The organism is Modicisalibacter radicis (assembly GCF_900961225.1).
Classification (GTDB): domain Bacteria; phylum Pseudomonadota; class Gammaproteobacteria; order Pseudomonadales; family Halomonadaceae; genus Modicisalibacter.
In genome coordinates this window covers 1-6778 of the sequence record NZ_CAAHFN010000089.1, presented here as the reverse complement: position 1 = coordinate 6778, position 6778 = coordinate 1, and the positions used below count along the sequence as shown (strand labels likewise).

Genomic DNA, 6778 nt, shown 5'->3' with positions numbered 1-6778 from the left:
CCACCTGACCCCATGCCGAACTCAGCAGTGAAACCGCTCAGCGCCGATGGTAGTGTGGGGCTTCCCCATGCGAGAGTAGGTCATCGTCAGGCATTTATTTCGACACCCCCGGCCAGTGGTCGGGGGTGTTGTCGTTTCGGGGCTTCCCCTGAAGCGTCGCGGAGCGCCGCCCGACGGAGCGCCGCCCGACGAGTGGTCGTCCCGCCCCTCGTCAGGCCTCGTCACGCAAAAGCCCCCGGCCACCTCGGGGGCTTTTTTTATGCGCGGAATACGGCCTTGCCTTCCGTGTAGCGCCGTTCGTCTCCTGCGTGCAGCTTGCCAGCGCCATACGCCATGAAAACGCCGGGACTTGAGCAGCCACCGGCGCGGTTAAAAGCGAAGCAAGGCGGTACAGGGTTGTGTGACGCTAGTGGCGGGCGCGCTGACTGGCGTCGAGCATCTCGCGGGCGTGGGCGAGAGTGCGATCGGAGAGCTTGACGCCTCCCAGCATGCGCGCCAGTTCACGGACCCGGCCGGCGCTGTCGAGCAGCACCATCTGGGTCTGGGTGGTGTCCTCCTCGGCCTGTTTCTCGATATGCAGATGATGATGGGCCTGGGCGGCGACCTGGGGCAGGTGGGTGACGGTCATCACCTGGCCGTTTTCGCCCAAGCGGCGCAGCAATTGGCCGACGATTTCGGCGGTGGCCCCGGATACGCCGACATCCACTTCGTCGAAGACCAGCGAGGGGATGGTGCTGTGACTGGCGGCGACCACCTGAATCGCCAGGCTGATGCGCGACAACTCGCCCCCCGAGGCGACCTTGGTAAGCGGTCGCGGCGGCTGCCCGGGGTTGGCGCTGATCAGGAAGCGTACGCTTTCCATGCCATCGGGCTGGGGCGTTTCCCGGGCCTCGACGTCGACCGCGAAGTGAGCCTTGCCCATTGCCAGGAAACCCAATTGCGCTTGAACCTCTTCGGCGAAGGCCGTCGCCGCCTGGCGGCGGGCATCGCCGATGGCGCGAGCCTGGGCGCGATACCGGTCTCGCGTCTCGGTCACTTCGGCGGTCAAGGCGTCCAGGTCATGATCGCCGCCTTCCAGGGTGGCCAGTTCCTCGCGCAGGCGGGTGTGCAGGGCGGTCAGTTCGTCGGGCATGACGTGATGCTTGCGCGCGATACGGTGGACTTCACCAAGGCGTTGCTCGACATGCGCCAGGCGCTCGGGATCGAGTTCGGTGCTGTCGGCGAAGTGACGCAACTCGCGGGCGGCTTCTTCGACCTGGATGCGTGCGTCGCCGAGCATGCCACGAGCCTCGGCTAGTCCACCACGCTCGGCACCGGGCAAGACCTCGAGGCGTGCCAGCGCCTGGTGCAAAAGGTGCAGGACGCCACCCTCGTCGTCCTCGCAGCAGTCGACGGCGAACTGGGTATCGCTGAGTGTCTGTTCGGCATGGGCGAGCGCTTCCTGATCGTGCTCCAGGGTTTGCAGTTCGTCTTCCGCCAGGGCCAGCTGATCGAGTTCCTCGACCTGGTAACGGAGCAACTGCCGGCGTGCCTGCAGCTCGTCGCTGGTGTCGGCCAGACGCTTGAGTCGGCGCCGCAGTTCCTGCCAGTGACGGTATGTCGCTCCCAGCTCGCCAACCGCTTCGGCCAGTCCGGCGAAGTCGTCGAGCAGGCGTCGGTGGGTTTCTTCGCGCAACAGCGCCTGATGGGCGTGCTGGCCATGGATCTCGATCAGGTGATCGCCGAGCGCCTTGAGATCGCCGATGGTACAGGGCTGGCCGTTGATCCATGCCTTGGAGCGTCCGCTGGCGGTGACCACACGTCGCAGCAGACAATCTTCGACGGGCAGCTCCCGCTCCTCGAGCCAGGCCTGGGCTTCGGGCAGGTGTGCTATGTCGAAGCGTGCACTGAGGTCGGCGCGCCTGGTGCCATGACGAACGCTGCCGGCGTCGGCGCGTTCGCCCAGGCACAGCCCCAGGGCGTCGAGCAGGATCGACTTGCCGGCGCCGGTCTCGCCGGTGATGGCGGTCATGCCGGCCTGCAGGTCGAGGTCTAGTGTGTCGACGATGGCGAAATCACGAATGGCGAGTTGTACCAGCATGGCCACCTCCGGGTGGGATCCGGCGCGTAGATGAAATGGGTCTGTGTGTTTATACAGTAGCTCGTGGTGGCGCTGCAATCCTTCGTCGGGTGGCTTGCATGCCTTGAGATCGTCCACGGCATCCCCATATAGGTGAGCAAACCGACAACGCCTGTGGCCATCGTGCCACGGGTCGATTTCAGGAGAGCGACATGGCCAAAGATCCCCAGACGCCGCTGGATGAAGAACTCGAACGCGCCGATCAGGACGCCGAACCTCAGCAGGATCCGGTCGAGGGCCAGCTCGACGAGGCGGATGCCAGCGAGGTAGCCGCGGGTAACGAGTCGGAAGCCGACGCCGAGGCCATGGCCGATCCCGAAGCCGATGTACTGGCGGCCAGGGTCGAGGAGCTCGAGCAGGCGCTGACCGAAGCCAAGGATCAGGCGCTGCGCGAGGCCGCCGAGGCGCAGAACGTGCGTCGCCGCGCCGAGCAGGATATCGACAAGGCGCGCAAGTTCGCGCTGGAAAAGTTCGTCAAGGAACTGCTGCCGGTGGTCGACAGCCTGGAGAAGGCGCTCGAGTCGATGGGCGAGGAGGCCAGCGAAGTGCATCGTGAAGGTGTCTCGATGACCCTCAAGCTGCAACTCGACACCCTGGGCAAGTTCGGCGTCGAGGCGATCGAGCCGCAGGGCGAGCCGTTCGATCCGCAGTACCACGAAGCCATGGCCATGGTGCCCAACCCCGATGTCGAACCGAACTCGGTCATCGAAGTGATGCAGAAGGGTTATCTGCTCAACGGTCGCCTGGTACGTCCGGCCATGGTGGTAGTCAGCCAGGCGGCGAACGGGGGATGAATCGACGCCAGCCCTTGAAAGGCGCGGTCGAGCCCCCACATAGACGACAAAGACGCGGCATCGCTGCCGCACGGATTGGCAAGCAACGATTTTCGAGGTGTTTTACATGGGACGCATCATAGGTATTGACCTGGGTACCACCAACTCTTGTGTCGCCGTGCTCGACGGCGACAAGCCCAAAGTCATCGAAAACGCCGAAGGCGCGCGCACCACGCCGTCGATCATCGCCTATACCGATGACGGCGAGACGCTGGTTGGCCAGGCGGCCAAGCGTCAGGCGGTCACCAACCCGAACAACACGCTGTATGCCATCAAGCGTTTGATCGGGCGTCGCTTCAAGGACGATGTGGTCCAGAAGGACATCAAGATGGTGCCCTACAAGATCGCCGAAGCCGACAACGGCGATGCCTGGGTCGAGGTCAACGGCAAGAAGCTGGCGCCGCCGCAGGTCAGCGCCGAAGTGCTGAAGAAGATGAAGAAGACCGCCGAGGACTATCTCGGTGAGGAAGTGACCGAAGCGGTGATCACCGTGCCGGCCTATTTCAACGATTCCCAGCGCCAGGCCACCAAGGACGCCGGGCGCATCGCCGGGCTCGAGGTCAAGCGCATCATCAACGAGCCGACCGCGGCCGCGCTGGCCTATGGCATGGACAAGGCGCGCGGTGACAAGACCATCGCCGTCTATGACCTGGGCGGCGGTACCTTCGATATCTCGATCATCGAAGTGGCCGACGTCGACGGCGAGACCCAGTTCGAGGTGCTGGCCACCAACGGCGACACCTTCCTGGGCGGCGAGGACTTCGACCTCAAGCTGATCAACTACCTGGTCGATCAGTTCAAGGCCGACAGCGGCATCGACCTGTCCGGCGACAACCTCGCCATGCAGCGTCTCAAGGAAGCCGCCGAGAAGGCCAAGATCGAGCTTTCGGCCGCACAGCAGACCGAAGTCAATCTGCCGTACATCACCGCCGACAACACCGGGCCCAAGCACCTCAACGTCAAGATCACCCGGGCCAAGCTCGAGTCGCTGGTCGAGGAACTGGTCAAGCAGTCGCTGGGGCCGTGCAAGACCGCGCTGGCCGATGCCGGCCTGTCCAATGCCGAGATCGACGACGTGATCCTGGTCGGTGGCCAGACGCGCATGCCGATGGTTCAGGCCAAGGTCGCCGAGTTCTTCGGCAAGGACGCCCGCAAGGACGTCAACCCGGACGAGGCCGTGGCCGTGGGCGCGGCGATCCAGGGCGGCGTGCTCGGCGGCAACGTCAAGGACGTGCTGCTGCTCGACGTGACCCCGCTGACGCTGGGCATCGAGACGCTGGGTGGCGTGATGACCCCGCTGATCGAGAAGAACACCACCATCCCGACCAAGAAGACCCAGACCTTCTCGACCGCGGATGACAACCAGACGGCGGTGACCATTCACGTGCTGCAGGGTGAGCGCAAGCAGTCCGGCCAGAACAAGTCGCTGGGCCGCTTCGACCTGGCCGACATTCCGCCGGCGCCGCGCGGCGTGCCGCAGATCGAGGTCGCGTTCGACCTCGACGCCAACGGCATCCTCAACGTGTCCGCCAAGGACAAGGCCACCGGCAAGGAACAGTCGATCGTCATCAAGGCCTCCAGCGGCCTGACCGACGAAGAGATCGAGCAGATGGTCCAGGACGCCGAGGCGCATGCCGCCGAGGACAAGAAGTTCGAGGAACTGGTCCAGCTGCGCAACCAGGCCGACGGCATGATCCACGCCGCCCGCAAGACCCTCGACGAGGCCGGCGACAAGGCCACCGACGAGGAGAAGCAGAAGATCGAGAGCGCCATCGGCGAACTCGAGGAGGCGCTCAAGGGCGACGACCAGGAGGCCATCCAGGCCAAGCTGGACGCGCTCACCGAAGCCTCCGGCGCCTTGGCCCAGAAAATGTACGCCGAGCAGGCCGAAGCGGGCCAGGGCGAACAGGCCGAAGGCGACGCCAAGAAGCCGGAAGATGACGTGGTCGACGCCGAGTACGAAGAAGTCAACGACGAGCAGAAAAAACGCTAACGGCTGACACCACGGACCACGGCGGCGCGGGGGCATGACTCCCGCGTCGCTGTTTCCGTGACCGACACGGAGGCGGACTAGATCCATGTCCAAGCGCGATTATTACGAGGTACTGGGCGTCGAGCGCGGGGCCGATCAGAAAGAGATCAAGAAGGCCTACCGACGGCTCGCCCAGAAATACCATCCGGACCGCAATCCGGATGACGACTCTGCGGAAGAGAAATTTCGCGAGGTTTCCGAAGCGTACGAAGTGCTGACCGACGACGAGAAGCGTGCCGCCTACGACCAGTTCGGCCATGCCGGGGTCGACGGTCAGGCCGGTGGCGGCGGCTTTGGCGGCGGCGCCGGGGCCGGTGGCTTCAGCGACATCTTCGGTGACGTGTTCGGCGATATCTTCGGCGGGGGCGGCGGTCGGCGCAATCCCAACGCGCCGCAGCGTGGCGCCGACCTGCGCTACAACCTCGAGCTCGATCTCGAGGACGCCGTGACCGGCACTACCGTCGATATCCGCGTACCGCGGCACGTGCCTTGTGGGCATTGCAATGCCAGCGGCGCCGAGCCGGGCTCCACCAAGGAGACCTGCCCGACCTGTCACGGTATGGGTCAGGTGCGGATGCAGCAAGGCTTCTTCGCCGTGCAGCAGACCTGCCCGACCTGTCATGGCGCCGGTGAAAGCATCAAGGTGCCGTGCCGCGAGTGCCATGGCGATGGCCGGGTGCGCGAGACCCGCACGCTGTCGGTGAAGATCCCCGCCGGCGTCGATACCGGCGATCGCATTCGCCTCAACAGCGAAGGCGAGGCCGGCGCCAATGGCGGTCCGGAGGGCGATCTCTACGTTCAGGTGGCGATCAAGCCGCACCCGATCTTCGAGCGCGACGGCCGCCACCTGCACTGCGAGGTGCCGATCAACTTCGTCGATGCGGCGCTGGGCGGCGAGCTCGAGGTGCCGACGCTGGAGGGCCGGGTCAAGCTCAAGATTCCGCCCGAGACCCAGACCGGCAAGCTGTTCCGGCTGCGTGGCAAGGGCGTCAAGCCGGTCCGCGGCGGCCCTGCCGGCGATCTGCTGTGCAAGGTGCTGGTGGAGACACCGGTCAAGCTCAGTGACGAGCAGAAGAACCTGCTGCGTCAGTTCCAGGACAGCCTGGACGGCAGCAACAGCCATCATTCGCCCAAGAAGTCGAGCTTCTTCGATGGCGTCAAGAAGTTCTTCGAGGATATGAAGCCGTAGCCATCCTGCGAATGTTGGCTAATTCGGGACCCCGGCGTGCTGGCATGCCGGGGTCTTGTTGTGTAACGGGATGGAGGCTATCCACGATGTCGGATCGCAGCGCGGCGCACGCGCATATAGGCATGTTGCTATGGGCGCTGCTGGTCGGCCTGTCGTTTCCTGCCGTGGGGCTGATCGGCGAGGGGCTGCCCCCCTTGTTGCTGACCGCGATCCGTTTCGCGATCGCCGCGCTGGCGCTCTGGCCGCTGGTTCGCCACGCTCCTTCGCTGCGCCCCGGCAGCTCGGGGTTGCTGCTGTATGCGCTGATGGGACTGTGTCTGACGGGGTTCTTCGGGGCGATGTTCTGGGCGGCGCATCGCGCCTCGGCGGTATCGATGGCGACGCTGTTCGTCAGCGTGCCCTTGCTGGCTTACTGCCTGGGCCTGGCGCTGCGCGTCGAGCGGCTGGCCTGGCGGCTGCCGTCGATCCTGCTGCTGGGGGCGCTGGGCGCGCTGGCGCTGGCCTGGGCGGAATCCGGCGGCGCCTGGACGACGCTGCGCTTCGGGCGCGGCGAAGCGATATTCTTCGTCGGCTGCATCGCCTCGGCGCTCTATCCGGTGCTGAGC

5 protein-coding genes and 1 rRNA gene are annotated in these 6778 nt (G+C 65.3%); 5 read left to right on the top strand and 1 reads right to left on the bottom strand.

The genetic code is table 11. The features are described 5' to 3' along the window. A 5S ribosomal RNA gene (gene rrf, locus HR9077_RS17045) occupies positions 1-92 on the top strand; the annotation flags it as partial. A gap of 314 nt (positions 93-406) precedes the next feature. Here rrf and recN read toward each other — a convergent pair. Then, positions 407-2080 carry a DNA repair protein RecN gene (gene recN, locus HR9077_RS17040; RefSeq protein WP_136068451.1) on the bottom strand — a complete coding sequence of 558 codons (1674 nt, stop codon included), beginning with the start codon at positions 2078-2080 and terminating at the stop codon, positions 407-409. Positions 2081-2271: 191 nt separating this feature from the next. On the opposite strand from recN, the gene grpE reads away from it, so the two are divergent. The 4 genes from grpE to HR9077_RS17020 all read left to right on the top strand — a co-directional run. After that, a complete protein-coding gene (gene grpE / locus HR9077_RS17035) occupies positions 2272-2913 on the top strand; it encodes a nucleotide exchange factor GrpE (RefSeq protein ID WP_136068449.1) in 642 nt (213 codons plus the stop codon). 106 nt (positions 2914-3019) lie between these two features. Continuing rightward, the gene (gene dnaK / locus HR9077_RS17030) at positions 3020-4945 is read left to right on the top strand and encodes a molecular chaperone DnaK (RefSeq protein ID WP_136068447.1); all 1926 of its coding nucleotides are present in this window, start codon (positions 3020-3022) and stop codon (positions 4943-4945) included. A gap of 85 nt (positions 4946-5030) precedes the next feature. Then, complete coding sequence (dnaJ, locus tag HR9077_RS17025; protein WP_136068446.1) at positions 5031-6173, top strand: molecular chaperone DnaJ; 1143 nt, start codon at positions 5031-5033, stop codon at positions 6171-6173. Positions 6174-6259: 86 nt separating this feature from the next. After that, a partial coding sequence (locus HR9077_RS17020) for an EamA family transporter (protein ID WP_168380981.1) occupies positions 6260-6778 on the top strand: 519 nt, incomplete at its 3' end.